The 19,800-nt window shown below is 59.9% G+C and carries 20 protein-coding genes; 10 read left to right on the forward strand and 10 right to left on the reverse strand.

All coding sequences use genetic code 11. From position 1 onward, the window contains the following. Positions 1 to 26: 26 nt before the first annotated feature. Positions 27 to 799, forward strand: a protein-coding gene (locus D6858_RS09855) for an IS5 family transposase (protein WP_120106682.1) whose coding sequence is annotated in 2 segments (ribosomal slippage) — positions 27 to 345 and positions 345 to 799 — 774 coding nt in all. Because the reading frame shifts where the segments join, the coding sequence is not laid out codon by codon here. Between the two features lie 40 nt (positions 800 to 839). On the opposite strand, the gene D6858_RS09860 is transcribed toward D6858_RS09855, so the two are convergent. The 3 genes from D6858_RS09860 to dapD form a co-directional block, all read right to left on the reverse strand. Next, entirely contained in the window at positions 840 to 1,022 is a 183-nt protein-coding gene (locus tag D6858_RS09860; protein WP_120109714.1) for a DUF3008 family protein, read from the reverse strand. A 132-nt stretch (positions 1,023 to 1,154) separates the two neighbouring features. Beyond that, on the reverse strand, positions 1,155 to 1,370 hold the full coding sequence (locus tag D6858_RS09865) for a hypothetical protein (RefSeq protein WP_120109716.1): 216 nt from the start codon (positions 1,368 to 1,370) through the stop codon (positions 1,155 to 1,157). A gap of 90 nt (positions 1,371 to 1,460) precedes the next feature. Next, complete coding sequence (gene dapD, locus D6858_RS09870; RefSeq protein ID WP_120109719.1) at positions 1,461 to 2,300, reverse strand: 2,3,4,5-tetrahydropyridine-2,6-dicarboxylate N-succinyltransferase; 840 nt, start codon at positions 2,298 to 2,300, stop codon at positions 1,461 to 1,463. Between the two features lie 185 nt (positions 2,301 to 2,485). On the opposite strand from dapD, the gene D6858_RS09875 reads away from it, so the two are divergent. After that, on the forward strand, positions 2,486 to 4,900 hold the full coding sequence (locus D6858_RS09875) for a S8 family peptidase (RefSeq protein WP_120109721.1): 2,415 nt from the start codon (positions 2,486 to 2,488) through the stop codon (positions 4,898 to 4,900). 48 nt (positions 4,901 to 4,948) lie between these two features. On the opposite strand, the gene D6858_RS09880 is transcribed toward D6858_RS09875, so the two are convergent. From D6858_RS09880 to D6858_RS09895, 4 genes are all read right to left on the reverse strand, one after another. Next, positions 4,949 to 6,031: a phosphotransferase family protein gene (locus D6858_RS09880; protein ID WP_120109723.1), complete on the reverse strand. Its 1,083-nt coding sequence runs from the start codon at positions 6,029 to 6,031 to the stop codon at positions 4,949 to 4,951. After that, on the reverse strand, positions 6,028 to 7,119 hold the full coding sequence (locus tag D6858_RS09885) for a Zn-dependent alcohol dehydrogenase (RefSeq protein ID WP_120109725.1): 1,092 nt from the start codon (positions 7,117 to 7,119) through the stop codon (positions 6,028 to 6,030). Before D6858_RS09885 ends, D6858_RS09880 begins: the two co-directional genes overlap by 4 nt. Then, positions 7,116 to 8,405 (reverse strand): acyl-CoA dehydrogenase family protein, encoded by a 1,290-nt coding sequence (locus tag D6858_RS09890; protein ID WP_120109728.1) that lies wholly within the window; start codon positions 8,403 to 8,405, stop codon positions 7,116 to 7,118. Before D6858_RS09890 ends, D6858_RS09885 begins: the two co-directional genes overlap by 4 nt. Positions 8,406 to 8,523: 118 nt before the next feature. After that, positions 8,524 to 9,972 (reverse strand): MFS transporter, encoded by a 1,449-nt coding sequence (locus D6858_RS09895; protein WP_120109731.1) that lies wholly within the window; start codon positions 9,970 to 9,972, stop codon positions 8,524 to 8,526. A gap of 226 nt (positions 9,973 to 10,198) precedes the next feature. Between D6858_RS09895 and D6858_RS09900 the strand changes: the two genes are divergently transcribed. From D6858_RS09900 to D6858_RS09920, 5 genes are all read left to right on the forward strand, one after another. Beyond that, a complete protein-coding gene (locus D6858_RS09900) occupies positions 10,199 to 11,383 on the forward strand; it encodes an acyl-CoA dehydrogenase family protein (protein ID WP_120109734.1) in 1,185 nt (394 codons plus the stop codon). 132 nt (positions 11,384 to 11,515) lie between these two features. Next, entirely contained in the window at positions 11,516 to 12,655 is a 1,140-nt protein-coding gene (locus D6858_RS09905) for an acyl-CoA dehydrogenase family protein (RefSeq protein ID WP_120109737.1), read from the forward strand. Between the two features lie 75 nt (positions 12,656 to 12,730). Further along, positions 12,731 to 13,537: an SDR family oxidoreductase gene (locus tag D6858_RS09910; RefSeq protein WP_120110643.1), complete on the forward strand. Its 807-nt coding sequence runs from the start codon at positions 12,731 to 12,733 to the stop codon at positions 13,535 to 13,537. A gap of 538 nt (positions 13,538 to 14,075) precedes the next feature. Next, positions 14,076 to 14,438, forward strand: coding sequence for a VOC family protein (locus D6858_RS09915; protein WP_120109739.1), 363 nt, complete (start codon positions 14,076 to 14,078; stop codon positions 14,436 to 14,438). A 139-nt stretch (positions 14,439 to 14,577) separates the two neighbouring features. Continuing rightward, positions 14,578 to 15,900: a glycoside hydrolase family protein gene (locus D6858_RS09920; protein ID WP_120109742.1), complete on the forward strand. Its 1,323-nt coding sequence runs from the start codon at positions 14,578 to 14,580 to the stop codon at positions 15,898 to 15,900. Positions 15,901 to 16,022: 122 nt separating this feature from the next. On the opposite strand, the gene gmk is transcribed toward D6858_RS09920, so the two are convergent. The 3 genes from gmk to D6858_RS09935 form a co-directional block, all read right to left on the reverse strand. Then, on the reverse strand, positions 16,023 to 16,670 hold the full coding sequence (gene gmk, locus D6858_RS09925) for a guanylate kinase (RefSeq protein WP_120109745.1): 648 nt from the start codon (positions 16,668 to 16,670) through the stop codon (positions 16,023 to 16,025). Positions 16,671 to 17,361: 691 nt separating this feature from the next. Then, entirely contained in the window at positions 17,362 to 17,817 is a 456-nt protein-coding gene (locus D6858_RS09930) for a hypothetical protein (protein WP_120109748.1), read from the reverse strand. Between the two features lie 43 nt (positions 17,818 to 17,860). Next, positions 17,861 to 18,364: an SspB family protein gene (locus D6858_RS09935; RefSeq protein WP_120110645.1), complete on the reverse strand. Its 504-nt coding sequence runs from the start codon at positions 18,362 to 18,364 to the stop codon at positions 17,861 to 17,863. 85 nt (positions 18,365 to 18,449) lie between these two features. Here D6858_RS09935 and hisB point away from each other — a divergent pair, with 85 nt between their 5' ends. The 3 genes from hisB to hisH are packed head-to-tail and all read left to right on the forward strand — an operon-like array spanning position 18,450 to position 19,789. Then, positions 18,450 to 19,043, forward strand: a complete 594-nt coding sequence (hisB, locus tag D6858_RS09940; RefSeq protein WP_120109751.1) for an imidazoleglycerol-phosphate dehydratase HisB — start codon at positions 18,450 to 18,452, stop codon at positions 19,041 to 19,043. Beyond that, positions 19,036 to 19,167 (forward strand): hypothetical protein, encoded by a 132-nt coding sequence (locus tag D6858_RS16220; protein WP_276308688.1) that lies wholly within the window; start codon positions 19,036 to 19,038, stop codon positions 19,165 to 19,167. Before hisB ends, D6858_RS16220 begins: the two co-directional genes overlap by 8 nt. Further along, the gene (gene hisH, locus D6858_RS09945; protein WP_120110648.1) at positions 19,160 to 19,789 is read left to right on the forward strand and encodes an imidazole glycerol phosphate synthase subunit HisH; all 630 of its coding nucleotides are present in this window, start codon (positions 19,160 to 19,162) and stop codon (positions 19,787 to 19,789) included. Before D6858_RS16220 ends, hisH begins: the two co-directional genes overlap by 8 nt. Positions 19,790 to 19,800: the final 11 nt, after the last annotated feature.

Raw genomic sequence — 19,800 nt, forward strand, 5'->3', positions numbered from 1 at the left:
ATTCAAGGCATTTGAAGGATCCTTGGATGAGCCGTCGCAGATTTGAGCTTACGGATTTCGAGTGGTCGGTGATCGAGCCGTTGTTGCCGAACAAGGTGCGCGGTGTTCCGCGTGTTGATGATCGTCGGGTGATCAATGGGATATTGTGGCGGTTTCGCACAGGCAGCCCCTGGGCGGATATCCCGGAGCGCTATGGGCCATACACGACGTGCTACAACCGTTTCGTGCGTTGGCGCAAAGCTGGCGTATGGGACCGGCTTCTGTCCTCCGTCAGCGCCGCTTTCGATGGCGAACTGGTCATGATCGACAGTTCCTCGATCCGGGTCCACCAGCATGGTGCGACCCTAAAAAGGGGGACCCCAATCGCTGCATGGGACGTTCCCGGGGCGGCCTGACTACCAAGATCCATGCGCTGGTTGATGGCCGGGGTTTACCGGTCGGCCTGCATCTGTCGGAAGGACAAGCCAGCGATTGCCGCGAGGCTGTAGCGCTGCTTGATGTCGTACCACCCGGCAGCACTTTCCTGGCTGACAAGGCCTATGACAGCGATGCTATCCGCGCACGGATCGAAAGCAACGGCGGCTTCGCCAACATCCCGGCAAAGCGTAATCGACGAAAGGGCTTCGCCTTCAGCGCCTTCCTCTACCGCTATCGCAACCTGATCGAGCGCTTCTTCGGAAAACTCAAACACGCCAGAGGATTGGCGACACGCTACGACAAACGCGCCGATAACTTCCTCGCCGCCATCAAGCTCTTCTCAGCACGGTTATGGATCGCAGCTAATGAGTCTACGGCCTAGGATGCGTAGGGGGCACTACGCCCCTTCGCAGCGCAGAAAACTAGCTTTTCTTTTCTGGTAAGCCCTCGCGGCTCGTTCCCGCGAGTTCTTCCAGCTGTGCTTCCGTCATCGATTCATACATCTGTTTTGACGCACCCTTAAGATCGGACACCTTGCTGTCGCCTTTTTTGGCAGACAAGGCGGCTCCGGCGGCCTCCTGCTGTGCTTTGGATTGCGCCTTCATTGTGCATGCTCCTCGGATAGTAGCGGCTCTCTATCGTTATTTTGCCTCTGCGGGATAAGGTAGAGTGCGTAGATTGCAGGGCACATAAATTGGTCAGAAATCGCCGCATTCAAGCGATACTATAACGCATTTCTATTGGCCTTGTTGAGCACGTTCGTTTGTATTCGGTCCAGTCGCTGCTGACGAGGAATCCTCTGGTTGCGAAAGTGCTCCTGAAACCCAGATGATTGTCAGGAGGCCAATGGCAAGGGCAAGGCTGATGCCCAGAATCCAGCGGACAACGCCTTCTTTCGAACCGGCGCTTGCCTCAGTTTCTGTCTCGATGACCTGCTCGTTGTGTTTTTCCATCTCTCACTGCTCCGCTTGCGGAAAATTCATCTGCCAACTTACGGTTTGGATTGGCGAATGTTCCGGCGGAAGCAGTGGAGGCAAGGCGCGTCAGTCGCGCAGCAGTTCGTTAATCCCTGTCTTGGACCGGGTTTGGGCATCCACCGTCTTTACGATCACCGCGCAATAAAGGTTCGGGCCGGGCGTGCCATCCGGGAGTGGTTTGCCGGGCATCGTTCCCGGCACGACAACCGCATAGGGCGGGACCTGACCGAGATGCACTTCGCCAGTTGCGCGATCGACGATCTTGGTCGAAGCGCCAAGATAGACGCCCATCGAAAGTACGGCTCCTTCACCAACCCGCACCCCTTCCGCAACTTCGCTGCGGGCGCCGATAAAAGCGCCATCGCCGATAATCACCGGGTCGGCCTGCAATGGTTCGAGAACGCCACCAATTCCGGCACCGCCTGAAATGTGTACGTTTCTGCCGATTTGTGCACACGATCCGACGGTAGCCCAGGTGTCGATCATCGCCCCTTCGTCGACATAGGCACCGATGTTGACGAAGCTGGGCATCAGCACTGCGCCCGGTGCGATATAGCTGCCGCGGCGCACTACCGCACCGGGCACTACGCGGAAGCCGGCTTCGCGGAAACGGTTGTCACCCCAACCGGAAAACTTGCTGGGCACCTTGTCGAATGCGGGATTGCCTGCGCTGCCGCCTTCCATCACCCGGTTATCGTGCAGGCGGAAGCTGAGCAAAACCGCTTTCTTAAGCCACTGATTCACTGTCCAGCCACCATTACCATCCGGCTCAGCAACACGTGCCTCACCATTGTCGAGCAATTTGAGAGCCTCGGCCACAGCATCGCCAACTTCTCGGCTGCCGGGGGTTACCTCTTCACGGTTTTCCCAGGCGGCATCGATGGTGGCGGCAAGCTCTTCTGACATGAGGTGGTTCCTGAATATTCGAGATCAAATGGACGTAGCATCGCCTGCGCTAGCGATGGGTTCGCGCAGTCGCAAGCTAACTGACGACGGCCCGATACCTCAAACAGGCGCAGACAAGCGTTCATCATCTCTTTAGCATGAGCAAGTAAAGTCTTTCGACTCAGTTGATTACAAGGGGAGTTGCTATGCCGGGTCGCAATCGGACGCAGCGAGATATATCTCGCAAGATCGTGAGCGGGTTGCGATTGGGCGTGGCTTTGGGAGTTCTGGCGATCCTAAGCGCATGTGGCGGCGGTTCGGGCGGTGAGCCTATTTCCACCCCGGCTCCCGCGCCGCCACCAAGCCCGACGCCGTCTCCGACACCCACTCCAACCCCTGCTCCCACTCCCCCGCCGACCAATTTCGATACGGCCGAATATCGCCGGTCGGATGGGCCTGACTATCATAATGCGATCACCGCATGGGAACAGGGCGCGACTGGAGAGGGTGTGAAGCTAGCCGTAGTCGATAGCGGCATCGATACCGACAGCCCGGAATTCGCAGGACGCATCGACCCAGCAAGCGCGGACGTAGCGGGCAATGGGACGATAGAGGATGTCGATGGCCATGGAACGCAGGTCACGCTGGTTGCCGCCGCGGCGCGCAACAATTCCGGTGTAATGGGCATTGCGTTCGATTCTACAATCCTCACTTTTCGGGCCGACGATCCGGGCAGTTGCGCCTCAGCCAATGCCAGCGACCCGGCAAGTGGCTGCACGTTCGACGATCGTTCGATTGCGAGCGGTATCAATCGGGCTGTTTCTGCCGGAGCCACCGTCATCAATCTTAGCCTTGGCAGCGGCGATGGGCCGAGCGCCACGCTGACGCAGGCAATCCGGAATGCCAGTGCAGCAGGCGTAGTCATTATCGTATCTGCCGGAAACGAGGGCGATGGCAGCGACCCGACAATCGATCCCAATAATCCCAACGGTTTTGCCAGCGGAGTGCGCGCTGCGGGCGGAGCAAATGTCATTATCGCGGGGTCGGTCGATAAACAGGGCCGGATTTCCGATTTCAGCAACCGGGCCGGCAACGATGCTGCCTATTATCTCACTGCGTTGGGCGAAGGCATCTGTTGCGAATACAAGGATGGCGAAATCCACGTCCAGACTGACGCCAGTGGGCAATATGTCTTGCTGGAGGCGGGAACGAGCTTTTCAGCGCCGCAAATAGCGGGAGCAGTGGCTCTGCTGAAGCAGGCATTTCCGAACCTGACAGGGTCAGAGATGGTACGTATCCTGCTCGATTCAGCGACCGATCTCGGCGCGACCGGTGTCGATGCGACATATGGGAACGGTACGCTCAACATTGCGGCGGCGTTCGCTCCGCAAGGGCGCACGGCGATGGCGGGTGAGGCGACCGCGATGCCATTGGGCGATGATACAGCGATTGCATCGGCCGCGATGGGCGACGCACTGGCAGGTGCCTCGCTGCGTGCCATTGTGCTCGATGGATATAGCAGAGCGTATAACGTTGACCTTGGCGCTCGAATGCAGGTGGCGCATATCGCCCCACGATTGACCGGTGCCCTGGAAAGCGGTTCCCGCCGCCATGGTGTGCAGGCCAAAGGGGTCTCGCTGGCCTTTTCGGTGGCAGGCGGTGCCCGCGCTACGGCGGGTTGGGTTGCACCGTTGCGGCTTACGCGAGAGGAGGCGCAGCAGGCACGCGTATTGGCTGCGCGGGCTGCTATGCGGATCGCTCCGGATACGCAGATCGGCTTTGCATTTCAGGAGTCATCCGATGGTCTGGTGGCGCAGTTGCAGGGGCAGGAACAGCCGGCATTCCTGATCGCCGGAAATGCGCGTGGTGACAGCGGGTTCGCTCATTCGACTGAGGTGTCGTTTGCAGTGCGCCATAAGTTGGGCCAGTGGGGCTTCACCGCTAGCGGTGACAGTGGGGAGGCGTGGCTCGGAGATGTCCGCTACGCAGCGAATATCCTGAGCCGCCAGCGCGAACGCTATCGCACACAGAGCCTGTCGTTTGGCGCCGATCGTCGGTTCGGCGCAATCGACACTACGCTGGCACTGACCTGGCAAGGAGAGGAGCGCACGGTGCTCGGCGCATATCTGGCCGATGCGTTTGGAGGTGGCGGTGCGCGTACTCTGTTCATCGATGCCGAAGCCGGATGGCGCTTCGCTGAAGGCTGGCGGCTAGGTGGTGGGTTGCGACAGGGCTGGACGCGGGCGGATCGGAGCGGGCTGGTCGTCGCGGGATCGCATATGGTCAGTCGCGCATGGTCGCTCGATCTTCAAAGGGATGGGGTGTTTGCCCGGCAGGATCGCGTGGGGCTGCGTCTATCGCAACCCTTGCGGGTAGAGAGCGGCGGGCTCACTCTCAGACTGCCAGTTGCGTATGATTACAATACTTTGGGTGTGTCCTACGGCAACCGCACATTGGCTTTGTCTCCCTATGGACGTGAGATCGATGGGGAGATCGCGTGGAGCGGCCCACTATGGGGTGGCAGTGCCAGCGCCAGCCTGTTCTACCGCAAAGACCCTGGCCATGTTGCCACTTTAGCCGATGACGCGGGTATGGCGGTGCGCTGGTCCACGATCTTCTGAGCGACAGGAGGCAGGGGTGGCCTTATGGCCAACCCCTGCACCGACTGGTTAGCTGGCACCTGCTCTCTGCGCGAAAGCCCACGCGGACTGAGCGAGTGGCAATACCCGTTCCGACATGGCCTTGGCATGGGCGGAACTGGCAGTGCCGTCGATCACCCGCTTCTTGATACCTTGCAGGATACCCGCCAACCGGAAGAAGTTGTAGGCAAAATACCAATTCATGTCGGGCACATCGTTGCGATCTGTCGCCGCACAATACCGTTCGACTATTTCGTCCAGCTCCGGGATGCCAAGTGCGGCGCGATCCAGATCCATCACGCCGGAGCGACCTTCGTTTTCGGTGACCCACGCCATGCAAACATAGGTGAAATCGGCCAATGGATCGCCCAGCGTCGATAGCTCCCAATCGAGCACAGCGAGCACCTCGGCGCGGTCAGGTGCGAAGATCATGTTGTCGATACGGTAATCGCCGTGAACCACACTGGTTCGCGTTTGCCGGGGCAGAGTGGCGGGAAGGTATGCGATGAGCTTCTCCATCTCGGGCAACTCGTCGGTTTCGGAGAGGCGATACTGCTTGGTCCAGCGATCGACTTGCCGCCCAAAATAGTTGCCCGGCTTCCCGTAATCTTCAAGGCCCGCTTCGGCCAGATCGACCTTGTGCAGGGCGGCCAGCGTATCGATCATCGCGAAGTAGGTCGCACGACGCTCTTCGGGGGCCGCGCCGGGCATGGCGCCGTCCCAGATCGTGCGACCCTCGACCATGTCCATGACATAGAACCACGATCCCACGACATCGTCATCGGTACACAGACCGTATTGCCGCGCGACCGGGAAGCCGACCTTATGCAGCCCTGACTGGACGCGAAATTCGCGATCTACTGCATGGGCGCTAGGCAGCAGTTTCCCAAATGGCTTACGCCGCAGGACGTAATTACCGCTCGGGCTGGATAGCTTGTAGGTCGGGTTCGACTGGCCCCCCTTGAACTTAGCCTGCGTCAACGGGCCTGAAAACCCGGCAACGTTGGCTTCCATCCAGGCAGTCAGTTTCGCTTCGTCCAGACGGTCGGCGGCTTCCGGCTCTACCGTGCCGGTAAAGGCAGTTTCTGCGTCAATTGCAGGTGGTTGGCTCATTGATCGAACACGATCACGCTGCGTGCGCTGTCGCCCTTTTTCATCTTTTCGAATCCGTCGTTCACAGCGCTAAGCGGAATGCGTTCGGCAATGATCGTGTCGAGATCGAGCAGGCCGCGCATGTAGAAATCCACCAGACGCGGCAGGTCCACCGGAAAACGGTTCATACCCATGATCGCGCCTTGCAGTTTCTTCCCGCTGAGCAGATCCATCGCACCAAGGCCGACCTTGCAATCAAGCGGCATCATTCCGAGGATTGTGGCCGTGCCCCCGCGGCGGAGCACTTTGACCGCCAGATCGGCAGAGGTTTGCCGCCCGACAGCTTCGATTGCGTGATCGACACCGCCCCCGGTCATTTCCACAACTTGCGCGGCAGCATCTTCGGCAAGTGCATCGATGGTATCGGTCGCGCCAAGCACTTCGGCCAGCTTCCGCTTCTCAGGCATCGGATCGCAGGCAATCACGCGGCCGGCACCGGCGATCTTGGCAGCGTTGACGGCAGCAAGCCCAACACCGCCGCAGCCGATCACCGCCACCGTTTCACCCGGCACCAGCTTGCAGGCGTTGAACACCGCACCGGCACCCGTAGTCACCGCGCATCCGATCACTGCGGCGCGGTCGAGCGGCATTTCCGGGTCGATCCGCACACAGGCGTGTTCGTGGATCAGCATTTGTTCGGCAAAGGCAGACAAGTTGAGCATTTGATTGATTGTTTCGCCCGATCCGGTGCGGGTGAGGCGCGGAGCCTCTCCCGGTCCACGCCGGGTGTCCCCGCCAAGACACAGCGCCATGCGGCCTGTCACGCAGAACTCACAATGCCCGCAAAACGCCGACAGACACGACACGACATGATCGCCCGGTTTCAGTGTGCGGACTTCGCTGCCCACCGCTTCGACCACGCCCGCCGCCTCGTGCCCCGGCACAGCGGGCAGGGGATGGGGGTAGGTGCCTTCGATAAAGTGCAGGTCCGAATGGCACAGGCCGCAGGCCGATGTGCGGATCAGCACTTCGTGGGGGCCAGGCTTGGCGATAGAAAGCTCTTCTATCGCCAGCGGCTGTCCGGGCTGGACGAGGACGGCGGCTTTCATCGCGTGACTCCGAGATCGCCCGAGCTGAACGAATCGTCTTTACCCATGCCGGGTGCATGGCGGGCGAATTCCATCCGGGCGATAGCGCGGGCGTGAACTTCGTCCGGGCCATCGGCAAGTCGCAGTGTGCGCTGATGGGCGTATGCTTTGGCCAGCCCGAAATCGTCGGACACACCGCCACCGCCATGTGCCTGAATCGCATCGTCGATGATCTTGAGGGCCATTGTCGGCGCCTGCACCTTGATCATGGCGATTTCCTGCGCGGCGGCCTTGTTGCCGACTTTGTCCATCATATCGGCTGCCTTCAGGCACAGCAGGCGGGTCATTTCGATATCGATCCGCGCGCGGGCAACACGTTCTTCCCACACCGAATGCTGATAGATCGGCTTACCAAAAGTTTCGCGGCTTTGCAGGCGGCGCGCCATCTTGGCCAGCGCTTCCTCGGCAACGCCGATTGTCCGCATACAGTGGTGGATGCGGCCCGGCCCAAGGCGACCCTGAGCGATTTCGAACCCGCGCCCTTCGCCCAGCAACATATTGCTGACCGGGATGCGGACGTTGGTGAGCTTGATTTCCATGTGGCCATGCGGCGCATCGTCATAGCCGAACACCGGCAGGTGGCGGACGATCTCAACCCCTTCGGCGTCCATCGGCATCAGCACCATCGATTGCTGCTGGTGGCGCTTTGCTTCGAAATCGGTCTTGCCCATGACGATGGCGATCTTGCACCGCGGATCGCCTGCGCCCGAAGACCACCACTTGCGCCCGTTGATGACATACTCGTCGCCATCGCGCTTAATCGAACATTCGATGTTGGTCGCGTCGGACGATGCCACTTGCGGTTCGGTCATCAGGAAGGCGGAACGGATTTCGCCGTTCATCAATGGCTTGAGCCATTGGTTCTTCTGTTCGCGGGTGCCATAGCGGTGAAGCACCTCCATGTTCCCGGTATCGGGGGCGGAACAGTTGAACACTTCGCTGGCCCAACCGATGCGCCCCATCTCTTCGGCACACAGCGCGTATTCAAGGTTGGTCAGGCCCGGCCCTTCGAATTCGAAGGTGTCGTCGACGTGGGCGCGGCCGCACTGCGGCGGCATGAACAGGTTCCAGATCCCCTGCGCCTTGGCGCGGGCCTTTTCCTCTTCGATGACATCGATCACTTTCCAGCGTTCGCCTTCGGCGTCCTGCTGGTCGTAATCACCCATACGTGGGCGGACATGGTTTTCGATGAAGTGGCGTACCCGATCGCGCCAGTGTTGCTGCCGTTCGGTAGGGTCGAAATCCATATCCGCTATTCCTCTTCTCGGTGCTCGCCCTTAGCGAGTCGGTTTCAATTCAGGACCGTGGCAGAGCCAGCAGGGCGCGCCAAGGCGTTACGTCAAATTCGGGTTTTTCCGGTCATTATCAGGGGTGGCCTGCCTCCGCGTCAGGGTCGATGGAGGACGCTGTTTTCAGCGCGCTGAGGCGGGCTTCGTGATCGGCGCGGGTAATCGGGAAGCGACTGAAGATGAACGACGATGCCGCTGCCGCGAGCGCCACCAGAACGGCATAGGCGATGGTCAGACGGTCGATCACCGATTCTCCGACCTGGCCGGGCACGGCATGCGATTGCAGCCCGGCGAAATCGAGCAGGAGACCCGTCGCACCGATCCCAAGCGCGGTTCCGCATTTCTGTACGAACATCCATCCCGATGCGAACACCCCTTCGGTGCGTCGCCCGGTCTGTTGCTGCGATGCTTCAACGACATCGGCCAGCATCGACTGGGCCGATACCATCACGATCACCGCAGCCGAGTTCGCGACAAGCGTGAAACCCAGCAACAGGATGCTGGAAGATGGCGTACCTTCGGTTGGCCACACGCCCGTGAAGCGCAGGATATAGGGCGTGACCCACACCGCAGTAGAAACGATACCCGCTCCCACGGCGGTGGCGCGTTTTCCGAAGCGGGTGTGCAGCGGTTGCACCGTGGTGAATGCGGTCAGCACCGTTACCAGCAGCACGAACGGGAGAATCGCGAAGAACGTCTCGTTGAGCTGCCAGACATAGAGGTAGAGGAAGTTGGCAATCGCCAGAGTCATCTGGCTACTGGAAATCGCGATCATGGCGGCGGCCAGCAGGATCAGTGCCGCCGGATGGCGCAAAGATTCGCCGATTTCCTTCAATGCATTCAGAGGCGAGCTTGGGGCCGGGCGGGTAGCAGGCAAATGCGCTACGCGCTTGTGCTGACCCAGCGCCGACAGGATTACCGAGAATACCATGATCCCCGCGCCCGCCAGACCGAACATCCAGTATCCTTGCGGATTGAGCTGACCGAATTCGTGGTTGGCATCGGCCCGCAGGAACACCGTGTTGGCAAGGAAGAACACGAACAATCCGCCAGCCCACGCGAAGAGGTAGCGATAGCGGGTGATGCGCGTGCGCTCGTCGTAATCGCTCGTCAGTTCGGCTACCAGTGATTGCGAGGGCACTTCGCAGGCCGATACCAGCGTTCGGACCAGAATGGCCACGACCACCAGATAAGCGAAGATATGCGTATGATCGTCGGGTGGTGACCACAGCAGCATCCACGCAAAGGCCAAGGGCCAAGGTGCGATGTAGAGCCACGGGTGGCGCCGTCCCCAACGGGTGTAGGTGCGGTCCGACAGATGGCCGATCAGCGGATCGACGAATGCATCTGCGATCAGCGCGAACATCAGCGCCAGACTGACCAGCTTCGCATCGAGCCCGACCACCTGACTGTAGAAGATCAGCAGGAAGGTGGAGAACCCGTTGTCCTTCACTCCATAGGCGACCGAACCGAACCCGTTGGCGAGTACGAGGCGGGTGGACAGCTTTTCGGCTTGCGGTGTCACGACAGCGCGACTCGCTGCGGGATGGAATCGAGGGTTGGCATCGCTCTCCTGTACCCCTCTGCGGGGGTCTTTCGTATAACCGGTACGTTAGACACCTGCCGCGTTTCGTCAACGCCTGATCGCTTGACGCTACGGCAAGGCGGGAAATGCGGTATGGTGCAAATTCAGTTCTTGCGATGGCCCCGGTTTCGATCCTACGGTCTGCCGGTAAGACGAGGAGAGAGCGATGTCTGATCTCGACCAGTTCCGGTCGGAAACCCGCGTCTGGCTGGATGCAAACTGCCCGCCGGAAATGCGCGAACCCGTGCGTGACGATGCCGATGTCTATTGGGGTGGGCGCAAGGCCACTTTCAAGAACGACGCGCAGAAGGCGTGGTTCGAAGCCTGCCGTGACAAGGGCTATACCGTGCCTGCTTGGCCCAGGGAGTATGGCGGGGCTGGCCTGTCCCCGGCAGAGGCCAAGGTGCTGCGCGAGGAGATGGCGCGCATCAACGCCCGTTCGCCGCTCTCCAGCTTCGGCATCTGGATGCTCGGCCCGGCACTGCTTCAGTTCGGAACCGAAGAGCAGAAGCTCAAGTATCTGAACGAGATTGCTCGTGGCGAAATCCGCTGGTGTCAGGGCTATTCCGAACCGGGCAGCGGATCGGACCTCGTGTCGCTGCAGACTTTCGGTGAAGACAAGGGCGATCACTGGATCGTCAATGGCCAGAAGATCTGGACCAGTTATGCCGACAAGGCGGACTGGATTTTCTGCCTCGTCCGCACCGACAAGAACGACAAGTATCGCGGCATCACCTTCATGCTGTTCGACATGGAAACGCCCGGCGTTTCGACCAAGCCGATCCTGCTGATCAGCGGTAACAGCCCGTTCTGCGAGACGTTCTTCGACGATGTGAAGGTGCCCAAGCAATATGGCGATGGCATTCCCGCACAGGTGGGCGAAGTGAACCGCGGGTGGGATGTGGCGAAGTACCTGCTGGGCCACGAACGCGAGATGATCTCGGGTGCCGATGGCGGCGACCGTACCGCCGCAATCGGCGCCACACTGACCCGTGCGGCGGGCGCGCCGCTCGATCCGGTGCTGCGCGCCGAACTGGCGATGTTCGATGTCGATGCGCTGGCCTATGCCGCGATGGGCGAGAAGTTCCTCGACGAGATTAAGGTTGGCAAAGCGCATCCCGCGCAGCCGAACATGATGAAGTACGCCGGGACCGAGCTGAACAAGCGGCGGCACGAACTCATCATGGCGGCAGGTGGTTCCGCCGCACTCGAATGGGACAGCTCCGAATCGAGCGAAGGGGCCAAACCCCGCGCGTGGTTGCGGACCAAGGCCAATTCGATCGAAGGCGGCACCAGCGAAGTGATGCTCAACGTCATCGCCAAGCGAATTCTCGAACTGCCGGGAGCCTAGCAGCCGCCTTTCCCTTCGGGGCCAAGGTTTGGAGATGGGGCCGCTGTGCCCCTTGTGCGAAGTACAACACGGGCCGGGAACGGATCGAACCAGTCCCCGGCTCCCTCCCCAAAGGGGGAGAGGGAGTAAGACATGCCGCTGTATCATGACGACGATCAGGCGATGCTCGCCGACACCGCAGCCCAGTTTATGGGTGAAGAGGGCGCCATCGCCAAGCAACTGCGCCACTGGCGCGACAAGGGCTGCAAGGATGGCTTCGGCCATGCGCTGTGGAAACAGATGGCCGAAATGGGCTTCACCGGCATTCTGGTGCCTGAGGCCGATGGCGGGCTGGGCATGGGCCATGTCGAGGCGGGCATCGTGCTGGAGGAGATTGGCCGCAATCTGACTCCGTCGCCGTTCCTCACCAGCTCTGTGATGGCGGCGACCGCGCTGGGGCAGGGGAGTGACGATCTCAGAGCGCGCTATCTCCCCGGCTTGCTGGCGGGCGACAGCGTGTTCGCCGTGGCGATCGACGAAGGGGCAAAGCACAACCCCGATCGGATTGCATGCAAGGCAGAGAAGTCGGGCAATGGCTTCCGTCTCAACGGCAGGAAGGACTTTGTCGTTCAGGGTGCCAGTGCCGACATGATCGTGGTCGCCGCGCGCACTTCGGGTGGAGAAACCGATGCCGAAGGGGTCACGCTGTTTGCTGTGCCGAAGGATGCCGCCGGGGTGGGGCACAATTCGGTGCGGCTGGTGGATAGCTCGATGGCCAGCCACATCACGTTCGAGAACGTGGAGCTGGATGGCGATGCTGTGATAGGCGAAGTCGATGGCGGGCGCGCAGTGCTCAACCGGGTGCTCGATGCGGGCCGCGTGGGTGCCGCTGCCGAAGGCGTCGGCGTGGCTCGCGGATCGATGGATATGACGGTCGATTACCTGAAACAGCGCAAGCAGTTCGGCAAACTGATCGGTGAGTTTCAGGCGCTGCAGCACCGTGCCGCGCACCTCTATTCCGAAGTTGAGATTGCCCGCGCGGCGGTTATCAAGGCGCAGCAACTGCTCGATGCCGGGGCGGAGAATGCCAGCCTGATGGCCTCCGTCGCCAAGGCGAAGGCGGGCAAGGCAGCCGGTCTTGCCGTGAAGGAAGGGGTGCAGATGCACGGCGGTATCGGCATGACCGACGAATACGACATCGGCCTCTACATGAAGCGCGACCGTGCGCTGGCTGAGTTTATGGGCGATTTGTACTACCACGCGGGACGCGTGGCGGAGATGAGCGGATACTGATCGCCGCGATCCCGTCTGTTGACCCTGCGCGGCCAGAGCACTGCCTGCGATAGTGAGATTTGGAGAGAGACAATGATGAACCTCAACGAGATGTTCGGCCTCGATGGCCGTGTAGCGCTGGTCACTGGCGGCAGCCGCGGCATCGGCAAGATGATCGTCGAAGGGCTGCTCGCGGCCGGGTGCGACCGGGTTTACATTGTCGCCCGCAAGAAGGAGCAGGTCGACGAAACCAGCGCCGAGCTGGGTGACAAGGTCATCGGTCTGGTCGGCGATCTCAGCGGGATGGACGGGATCAAGGCGCTGGCCGACGAACTGGCCAGTCGTGAAGACAAGCTCGACATCCTCGTGAACAACGCGGGCGCTGCCTGGGGCGAAGAGTTCGAGAGCTTCAGCGAAGCCGGCTGGCACCGCACGGTCGACCTCAACCTCAAGACGCCGTTCTTCCTGACGCAGAAGCTCTACCCTCTGCTCAAGGCAGCAGCCACGCCGGAACGCCCCGCGAAAGTGCTGATGATCGCCAGCATCGACGGGATGAAGCTCAACCCGTGGGAAACCTACCCCTATCAGGCGTCGAAAGCCGGGCTGATCCATCTGACCAAGCGGATGGCGGCGCGGCTGGTGCGCGACAATATCGTGGTCAACGGCATCGGTCCGGGCGCCTTCCCCAGCGCGATGAACCGCGCCGCGCGGGACAACGAGGATACCGTGTCCAAAGGCATCCCGTGCAAGCGGGTGGGCGTGGCCGAGGACATGGCGGCCGGTGCGATCTACCTGCTCAGCCGGGCGGGCGATTACGTGATCGGCACGACGATCCCGATCGATGGCGGCGTGGTCAACGCCAATGTCGGTGCCGGCAACTTCGTCGATCCGTCGGGCCACTGATCGGCGCTTCCGGCGCTGAAAGCCACACGGGCGCGTGACGCTCCTGAGAGTTTTGAAAACTGTGACTTTCGGCAGGTTTGCCTGTCGATACGGATAGTTGCGCGCCATTTTCCGATGGCGAGTGTGGACTTTGTTTTTTGCCGGTTAGCGCTGTTCTGTGACTTTCGAACGGGTCGTTTCCGGGGTGGGGGGCAAGCAGGGTCATCCCGCCCGTGTGTCAGGCGCGCCCGGTGTAGGAAAGACTGGCCGCCGGATCGTCGCCTCGCTGCGCCCTTCGCAATGACAAGGGCGGAGAGGGCTGGTTTGTTTCGAGTTGAATCCCGCGGCAGGCCGAGTTCTCCATATCGCGTCATTGCCAGCGTAGCGAAGCAATCCGCGGCCTGATCTGGCCCACAATCCACACGGCCCAGATACGGAAAACCGGCGTGATAACACTTGCGAACGACCCATGTCGCTCTCCGGGGTGCGGCATATTCCAGACATCGCACTTTCCACGCGCCATGCTATCCTGCCTGACCCAACCACGCAGGAGGCTGGCATGGCCAAGGTCTTTGGAATCGGCGGTGTTTTCTACAAAACGGCAGACCCTGACGCGGTTCGCGCATGGTATGCTCGTGTGCTCGGATTCGATCTGACCGACTGGGGCAGCGCGATGTTCACCGATACAGCGGGCGGTTTCCAGCAGTGGAGCCTGTTCCCCGCTGACAGCGACTACATGGCCCCCAGCGATCATCTGTTTATGATCAACCTGATGGTCGACGATCTCGATGGCATGGTGGTGCGGATCGAAAGGGAAGGGGAGTCGATCCTCGACCGGCAGGATGGCGAATATGGCAGCTTCGCGTGGTTGATGGACCCGGCGGGGGTGAAGCTGGAACTGTGGCAACCGCCGGAGGGGTGAGCTTTCCTGTTTCAGTCCAGATCGGATGCTTCACGCGAAGTTCAAAGGAGTGAATTACCGCATTTTTTCTGACACTCGGACGGTCCGTACGAATCGGCGTTGAGGGATCAAAGGTGAATTCGACAAAGGAGCAGCGCGGATGAATACGCGCAGAACATTTATCTCACGAGGTATCGCAGGCGCGGGAGTCGCCGCGATGACAGCGACTTCTTCCCGCTCTGCGGCCACAGAAGTTCGACCGCTTCCAGCGGTTCCGATGGTTGGAAGCAGGAAGGCAATATCAGCAATAGATCCGCAAACGCATCAACTGGTTTATTTAGCAGAACCTGGGAGAGAGGGCCTGTTTCGGTGGACACTGGAGATTGCTGACCGGATTGTGTCGTCGGACCGTGTGCAGGCAATCTATGTTCGGTCCACGCTTAAGGAACATCAGGGAGCTTGGGTTCGCTATATTGAGAGCGACGTGAAGGCGAGTTGGTTCGGTGTTGTCGGGGATGGGCAGACGAACAATACTGCCGCACTTATGGAAGCACTCAGTTTCCTGAAGCAGTCGGGCGGCGGCATGTTGACTTTGCCGAAGGGAATTATTCTGACCGACGCACTCGGAAACCTCGCCCAATCCAACCTTACGATAAGGGGAGCGGGAATGCGGGAAACGGTGCTGCGAGCCAGGCATGAGGGCGTGGCTTTTCTTGCCGACGCTTTCCCTGCTCCGGTCTCGAAGCAACCTTTTGTGGATCAGTTCAACCTTGAAGATCTAACTCTGGAGGGTAACGCCGGAACGACCGATATTCTGAAGATGCAGGGGATAGCCAGATCGCACTTCACTCGCATAAATCTTCGAGAGGCGGGTGCGCCTGACTCAAAAGCGTTGCACCTACGTTGTGTGGTGACAGCTGTATTTCTGGAGTGCTTCATTTCATATAACTACAATTCCATGACCCACGTGCCCAAATGGGGAGTTTATGCCGATGAAGGTCGCCGCAATCGCATATCCACTGGCCACACATCAAATTGCTCATTTATTAATTGTGAGATCAATGGAGTATATACAGGGATAGAATTGGTTAGGGCCGATCAGACAATTATGATTGGTGGTGCCTCTCAGAACTGTAACGGTTATGGAATAAAAATTAACAATCCTAGTCGTTTCAACACTTTTCAGAATGTTGGTTTTGAAAATAGTAATTCACAAGCTGATTTGGTGGATAAGGGCGTTCTTTCCAATTTTGAAGGATGCTATTTTAGCGGGAAAGCCATTTTCGCAGGACAGCAATGTCGGGTTCGCAACTGCTTTGGCGAACGGATCGAAATTGGGAAAGAAGCTGAACAAACAGACATTTCCAATATTCGGTTAAGTCATTGGAAATCAGGGTCTGGTGGAATCGTGAACTTGTCTAAGAGTAGTCGCCTGCGATCGATTTTTGATATCGATGGAGGCAAATATTTATCTGACGTGTGAACAATTGTAGTTCGGCATCTTGAGGCGCCGGAATTGTGAGATCTGAACCTGATTTTGCTAATGACTAATATTTAAATACATTCTTTTCTAAAGAGTGTATTTTGTTGCGTTCCCACCTAGCCCTAACTCATCAATTCGCGCACGAAGGGGATCAGGCCGGTCTGGCGCTGGCGCTTCATGCGTTCGGCGGCGAGGATCTGGCTGACTTTGGCAAAGCAGGCCTGCACGTCGTCGTTGATAACCACGTAATCGTAGGCGTCCCAGTGGCTTATTTCGGCGCGGGCGCGTTCCATGCGGCTGTCGATTACGTCGGCCGCATCGGTCGCGCGCGATTCGAGGCGGCGGCGCAATTCGTCGATACTGGGCGGCAGGATGAACACGCGGACCACGTCCTGCTGATCCTTCTGGTAAAGCTGCTGGGTGCCTTGCCAGTCGATATCGAACAGGAAATCCTGCCCTTCTTTCAACGCGTTGCGAATATGTCCTTTAGGGGTGCCGTATCGGTGGCCGAATACCGGCGCCCATTCGTAGAAATCGTCTTCCTCCACCATCCGGTCGAAATCGGCATCGGATACGAAGTGGTAGTGGACCCCATCGACCTCTCCCGGACGCGGCGGGCGGGTGGTGGCGGAAACCGACAGTCTGATCTCGTCATCCGCTTCCAGCAACATGCGTGAAATCGTCGTCTTCCCCGCGCCGCTGGGGGAGGAGAGGATGAATAGCAGCCCGCGTCGGGCGAGCGTGGCGGAGCTATGGACGGAATCGGGCATGCGCGCTGTTGCCGCATCGTGGGGGCGGAAATCAAGAGTGCGTGTGCGGGTTGTTGGCGTTGCTGGCGTGGAAGATGGGGAGATCGGTGCCGGGGAAATAGAATCTGGACGGTGGATTGCATCCATTGCGACGGAGTGGGTGGTTGATGCTACGATCGCGCCCACCATCCCGTCATTGCGAGCGAAGCGAAGCAATCCATGGCGCGACGTTGTCATCTGTCGGGCCGGTTGGTGCATGGTGCAAGGGCGGTACATGGATTGCCGCGTCGCCTGACGGCTCCTCGCAATGACGAGGGGGAGAGGGCATCGGTAGTGAGGGTATCCGCACTGTTCTGCGCTCGCTTCGCTCGTATCTGCATACGTCCGTGGAGCCACAGCGTGTGATGAGCTTCCCTAACTCCTCACCTGCTCGTCAGTGCGAGCGTAGCGAAGCAATCCAAGGCGCGACGTTACCATCTGCAGGGACGGTTGGTGCATGGTGCAAGGGCGGTACATGGATTGCCGCGTCGCCTGACGGCTCCTCGCAATGACGAGGGGGAGAGGGCATCGGTAGTGAGGGTATCCGCACTGTTCTGCGCTCGCTTCGCTCGTATCTGCATACGTCCGTGCAGCCACAGCGTGTGATGAGCTTCCCTAACTCCTCACCCTCGCGCTACTCCACCTTTTACGCTTTGCCCAACGAGTTGCAGCGTCAGTCCGATGTCTTGTCGCGCTGTTGCCTGCGGAGTTGCCGGTCGCCCTTGCGTTTGGCCTTACGGCGGCTCTGGCTGCGGTCGAACAGCGTTTTGGCCAGCAAGCCGGTGCCAACAATTGCCGCACCGGGGAGTGATCGGGTGGCAAGGCGCGAGACAAGAAATGTCGTCATCGCTGCCTTGGCCGATCGGTTGTCGATCATCTCTTTCGCGCTTTCGCGGCCATAGCGGTTGGAAAGGAGACCCTTTTCCAGCGAGTTACGCATGATTCGCGTTCCTGCCCGCAACAGCACATCGTGGATCAGCAGATTGGTCGCCGGATTAGGAGACGGGCCGGCAACATCGCTATCGTTGCCGGTGGCGGCAGTTACGGTGTTATCGACCACCACGGCACCGCGATCGGTTACGTGACTGCCCGCAGCCTTGCGCTTGTTGCGTTTTTTGCGGCCGAACATCGCAATCCCCCTATGCTGTGCGGACGATGGGTGGCGGTGTCCGCTACTTCTTCTTGCCGAAATCGACAGTCACGACATTCGAACCACCGTCGCTTTCGGTAACGGCGGGGTGGGGCTTGCGTTCCGCGACATCGTTTTCGGCGTCGTCGTGGCTTTCGCTATCGAGTTCCTCGGGGCTGGCCTGAAACTGCAGTCCGAAATCGACCGCCGGATCGACGAAGGCGGTGATGGCGGAAAACGGCACATCCAGCTTGGCCGGGATCTGGTTGAAGCTGAGGCCGACGGTGAAGCCATCCTCATCGACTTTCAGATCCCAGAACTTGTTCTGGAGCACGATTGTCATCTCATCGGGGAACCGTTCGCGCAGATGCGGCGGAATGGTGACGCCCGGCGCACCTGTCTTGAAGGTGATATAGAAATGATGTTCGCCCGGCAGCGTACCGCCGGTGTTTTCAATTTCGCCAAGGACGCGACCGACGACGGCGCGCAGCGCCTCCTGCACGATTTCGTCGTAGGGGATCAGGCTATCGGGTGTTTCTTCACTCATCTTGCGGCTTAGGTGGCTGCACTGAAGCGCATGGTCAAGCGTGAATGCTTGCACCATACCCAACCGTGCGTATAGGCGGCTGCCCATGCGTACCGGCAAGATTGAGCGAAACACCAGCGAAACCGCGATCCGCGTCGAGGTTAACCTCGATGGCAGCGGCCGCTATGACGTGGCCACGGGAATCGGCTTTCTCGATCATATGGTCGAACAATTCAGCCGCCATTCGCTGATCGATGTGACGATGCATGTAAATGGCGATCTGCATGTCGATCAGCATCACACCACCGAAGACAGCGCGATTGCACTTGGGCAGGCGCTGGCACAGGCGCTGGGCGATATGGGCGGCATCGGGCGCTATGGGCAGGTCTATTCCCCGATGGACGAAACGCTGGCGCGGGTGGCGCTGGATATTTCCGGGCGCCCCTATCTGGTGTGGCGCGCTGGGTTCAGTCAGGAAAAGCTGGGCGAATGGGATACCGAGCTGATCGAACACTGGTTTCATTCAGTGTCGCAAGCCTGTGGAATTACGCTGCATGTTGAACTGATCTACGGCACCAACAACCATCACATTTGCGAAGCGATCTATAAAGGTTTCGCCCGTGCAATGCGCGCGGCGGTGGAACTCGATCCGCGCAAAAATGGCGCGATCCCCAGCACCAAGGGGCAGCTTGGTGGCTAATGCGCGCTTACCGGATGCACCGCATCCGCAAGGCCGACTGGCCGCCCGCAGCGGGGGCAGCTTTGCTGCCCGTCTGGCGAGGATCGCGGCCCCGGATGGGGCTGCGGAAAGCCAATATGTCTGAAGCACTGGCTCTGATCGATTATGGCGCGGGTAACCTCCATTCAGTGCACAACGCGCTGCTGGCGGCGGGCGCGGCGCATGTGCACGTCACGGCGGATCCGGACATCGTGGCGGGCGCGCGGCGGATTGTCCTGCCGGGGGTGGGCTCTTTCAAAGCTTGTGCCGATGGGTTGAAGGCGATCCCCGGTCTCGTCGATGCGCTCGAACAGCGGGTGCTGAAAGACGGTGTGCCGTTTCTGGGCATCTGCGTGGGGATGCAATTGCTCGCCACGCAGGGGCGCGAACATGGCACCACGGCGGGTCTCGGCTGGATCGCAGGCGAGGTGCTCCCGATCGAGCGGACCGATCCGGCGATCAAGGTGCCACACATGGGCTGGAACGATGTGCGCCCGATGCCGCATCACGACGGGGCCGAACTGATCGAAGCGGGGGAGGCGTATTTCCTGCATTCGTATCATTTCCAGCCCGACGACGGGCACCATATCGCCGCGATGACCGACCACGGTGGCGGGCTGGTGGCTGCGGTTGCGCGCGACAATGTGCTGGGCGTTCAGTTTCACCCGGAAAAGAGCCAGACTTATGGGCTGGCCTTGCTGGAAAGGTTTCTTGCATGGCAGCCCTGATCGCCCTCTGG

Source organism: Tsuneonella suprasediminis (assembly GCF_003605755.1).
Lineage (GTDB): Bacteria > Pseudomonadota > Alphaproteobacteria > Sphingomonadales > Sphingomonadaceae > Tsuneonella > Tsuneonella suprasediminis.

What these genes read in the sequence shown, in the direction of transcription:
- D6858_RS09910 (WP_120110643.1), top strand. Translation starts at nt 12,731, where the DNA reads ATGAACCTCAACGAGATGTTCGGCCTCGATGGCCGTGTAGCGCTGGTC.
- D6858_RS09915 (WP_120109739.1), top strand. Translation starts at nt 14,076, where the DNA reads ATGGCCAAGGTCTTTGGAATCGGCGGTGTTTTCTACAAAACGGCAGAC.
- D6858_RS09890 (WP_120109728.1), bottom strand. Translation starts at nt 8,405, where the DNA reads ATGGATTTCGACCCTACCGAACGGCAGCAACACTGGCGCGATCGGGTA.
- hisH (WP_120110648.1), top strand. Translation starts at nt 19,160, where the DNA reads ATGTCTGAAGCACTGGCTCTGATCGATTATGGCGCGGGTAACCTCCAT.
- D6858_RS09920 (WP_120109742.1), top strand. Translation starts at nt 14,578, where the DNA reads ATGAATACGCGCAGAACATTTATCTCACGAGGTATCGCAGGCGCGGGA.
- D6858_RS09885 (WP_120109725.1), bottom strand. Translation starts at nt 7,119, where the DNA reads ATGAAAGCCGCCGTCCTCGTCCAGCCCGGACAGCCGCTGGCGATAGAA.
- hisB (WP_120109751.1), top strand. Translation starts at nt 18,450, where the DNA reads ATGCGTACCGGCAAGATTGAGCGAAACACCAGCGAAACCGCGATCCGC.
- gmk (WP_120109745.1), bottom strand. Translation starts at nt 16,670, where the DNA reads ATGCCCGATTCCGTCCATAGCTCCGCCACGCTCGCCCGACGCGGGCTG.
- D6858_RS09860 (WP_120109714.1), bottom strand. Translation starts at nt 1,022, where the DNA reads ATGAAGGCGCAATCCAAAGCACAGCAGGAGGCCGCCGGAGCCGCCTTG.
- D6858_RS09880 (WP_120109723.1), bottom strand. Translation starts at nt 6,031, where the DNA reads ATGAGCCAACCACCTGCAATTGACGCAGAAACTGCCTTTACCGGCACG.
- dapD (WP_120109719.1), bottom strand. Translation starts at nt 2,300, where the DNA reads ATGTCAGAAGAGCTTGCCGCCACCATCGATGCCGCCTGGGAAAACCGT.
- D6858_RS09875 (WP_120109721.1), top strand. Translation starts at nt 2,486, where the DNA reads ATGCCGGGTCGCAATCGGACGCAGCGAGATATATCTCGCAAGATCGTG.
- D6858_RS09905 (WP_120109737.1), top strand. Translation starts at nt 11,516, where the DNA reads ATGCCGCTGTATCATGACGACGATCAGGCGATGCTCGCCGACACCGCA.
- D6858_RS09930 (WP_120109748.1), bottom strand. Translation starts at nt 17,817, where the DNA reads ATGTTCGGCCGCAAAAAACGCAACAAGCGCAAGGCTGCGGGCAGTCAC.
- D6858_RS09900 (WP_120109734.1), top strand. Translation starts at nt 10,199, where the DNA reads ATGTCTGATCTCGACCAGTTCCGGTCGGAAACCCGCGTCTGGCTGGAT.
- D6858_RS09865 (WP_120109716.1), bottom strand. Translation starts at nt 1,370, where the DNA reads ATGGAAAAACACAACGAGCAGGTCATCGAGACAGAAACTGAGGCAAGC.
- D6858_RS09935 (WP_120110645.1), bottom strand. Translation starts at nt 18,364, where the DNA reads ATGAGTGAAGAAACACCCGATAGCCTGATCCCCTACGACGAAATCGTG.